The 2,424-nt window shown below is 63.0% G+C and carries 1 protein-coding gene and 1 pseudogene; one reads left to right on the top strand and one right to left on the bottom strand.

The genetic code is table 11. From position 1 onward, the window contains the following. Window positions 1-1,427, top strand: a protein-coding gene (locus tag ACYP5B_RS53985) for an IS3 family transposase (RefSeq protein ID WP_459575733.1) whose coding sequence is annotated in 2 segments (ribosomal slippage) — window positions 1-304 and window positions 304-1,427 — 1,428 coding nt annotated over the 2 segments. Because the reading frame shifts where the segments join, the coding sequence is not laid out codon by codon here. This gene is flagged as partial in the annotation. Window positions 1,428-1,832: 405 nt separating this feature from the next. On the opposite strand, the pseudogene ACYP5B_RS53980 reads toward ACYP5B_RS53985, so the two are convergent. Next, window positions 1,833-2,018: pseudogene (locus ACYP5B_RS53980) on the bottom strand (IS110 family transposase); the annotation flags it as partial. Window positions 2,019-2,424: the final 406 nt, after the last annotated feature.

The following is a 2,424-nucleotide window of genomic DNA, read 5'->3' as shown; positions in this document are numbered from 1 at the left end:
CTGTCCAGGCCCGCTCGCGAGCGGGCCTGGACAGCGGCCACCCGGTTCGACGCGGTGCCGACCACCGCCGCCATGGACGAGGCAGCCAAGAGCGCCTGGTGTCGTGCCAACGGGGTGTACCTGCAGGATCTGGTCAACTGGCGGCAAAGCGCGACGCAGCCGCTGGCTGAGCCGGATGAGGCGCGCGCCAGCCCAAGCCAGACCAAGCAGGACCGGCGCCGCATCAAGGAACTCGAGCGCGATCTGCGCCGCAAGAATGCGGCGCTGGCCGAGACGGCGGCCTTGCTGGTGCTCTCAAAAAAACTCGAGGTGATCTTCCACAAGGGCGAGGACGAATGATCGGCCTCGAAGATCGCCAATTCGTGGCCCAGAACATCCGCGTGGCGCACACCGACGGCGCGCGGTTGCGTCTGGCGTGCGAGACCGCCGGCATCGACCTGCGCACGCTGCAGCGATGGAAGGCTGGCGAAGGTCTCACATCGGGCGATCGCAGGCCGGACGCAGTGCGTCCGACACCTGCCCATGCCTTGAGCCCAGCCGAGCGCGCAACGCTGTTGAGCGTAGCCAACGAGGCACGCTTCGCCGATATGCCGCCAGCGCGCATCGTGCCCATGCTGGCCGACGAAGGTGTGTACATTGCCAGCGAGTCGAGCTTTGCTCGCGTGCTGCGTGAACACGGCCAGACCGAGCACCGCGGTCGAGCCAAGGCCCCCAAGGTCATCCGGCCGCCGACAACGTACATCGCCACGGCGCCGCGCCAGGTCTGGTGCTGGGATATGACCTACCTGCCGGCCACTGTGATCGGGCAATGGTTCCACCTGTATCTGATTCTGGACCTCTACAGTCGCAAGATAGTGGGCTGGGAGGTGCACGACAGCGACGACTCGCTGCACGCCGCGCACTTGGTGCGCCGCACGGCGCTGGCCGAGGGCATCGCCACCATGCCCGTCAAGCCGGTGCTGCACGGCGACAACGGCGCCACGCTCAAGGCCACGACCGTGCTGGCTATGCTGTACTGGCTGGGTGTGAAGCCCTCGTACTCCAGGCCGCGCGTGAGCGACGACAACGCCTATGCGGAGTCGCTGTTCCGAACCGCCAAGTACCGGCCAGAGTTCCCTGTCAATGGCTTCGTTGATCTGGACGCAGCCCGGGCCTGGGCGACCCACTTCGTGCGTTGGTACAACGTTGACCACCGTCATAGCGGCATCCGCTATGTCAGCCCATCGCAGTGGCACGTCGGCGATGACCGGAAGATCCTCGCGGCTCGGCATGAAATCTACCTTCAGGCCCGCGAACGCACCCCGGCTCGCTGGTCAGGCAGCACGCGTAACTGGACGCCCGTCGGCGCCGTGACGCTTAACCCTGAACGGGACTCGGTGGTGGCCATGGCGTCACAGGCAAAAGAAATACAGCCGTTGGCTGCATGACTGAGGCGACAACCACCTTGACGCGCGCCGCAACGGCCGCGCCGCCGGCATGTGTTGCAGATCGCTTCTATGATGAGAATTGAGTCAAGGTTTTTCGCTAAAAATGGTCCTCACTAAACTGCTCAAGGGCGATACGCGCCGTGTTGCTGTCAGTTTCAAGTTCCGGGTCATCGTTGCGTGAGGCCCCTGATCGCCATCACAAACTTCTATCCGCCGGATGTTTCCGGCATAGTCCTGCATGCGCGTAGCGCGTAGAAGACCCGGATGCGACAAGCCCCATCTATTAGTGTCGGTCGCTTAGCAACCAGCGATCTGCGCGGGCCTGTCTGCTTTTAACTTTGCTACGTAACGACGAATGGAGCAATTTAATCCCTACCCTGTCACCGATTGTTGAACTGTCTGTTTCTACCCTCCGGTTCTTGCGTGCTTCAGTACCGCGCCCTCGGGTATGACCCCGTGCTCAAGGTAGCGCCACAACGCGATGACGAGCCGCCGCGCCACCGCGACGATGGCGATACGTTTGCTCCGCTTGTTCTGCGGATTGCCCAAGGTACGCTGCGTGAACCACCGCGCGATCGCGCTGTCGGGCTTCGGGTTTCCAGGACGGACTCCACAGCGTCGAGGTTGATGTCACATGACGACCTGGCTGTAGGCAGGGCGTGCTCTCGCCCCAAGGCGGGCAGCGTATGTCTGGTTCGCGCCATTTAAGACATCGGAAGGGTGTCTGCGCTAAGACAAGCGTCGCCACAGCAGGGCAGGCGCGAAGCCCGCGTCCGGCCATACTGGCGGCCGTGTCCTTCGACAACCGGCCCGGAACTGTCCCCTTCCGAGGCTGTTGGGCGCTGTTCGGTCAGGCTTCACATAGGGCTGATAACATGGTCAGGTGGCGTCCGCAGGTCAATCGCCTCAGCCCTCGTTCGGGTCTCTAAACCGTAACTTCTGCAGGAAGGTGTTCCATGGATGTACAGCAACTCGTTTCTGAATTTCTCGCTTCCGA

It is taken from the genome of Cupriavidus sp. 8B (assembly GCF_054589115.1).
Note: the sequence above shows the minus strand (reverse complement) of the source record. Positions and strands in the feature narration are given on the sequence as shown.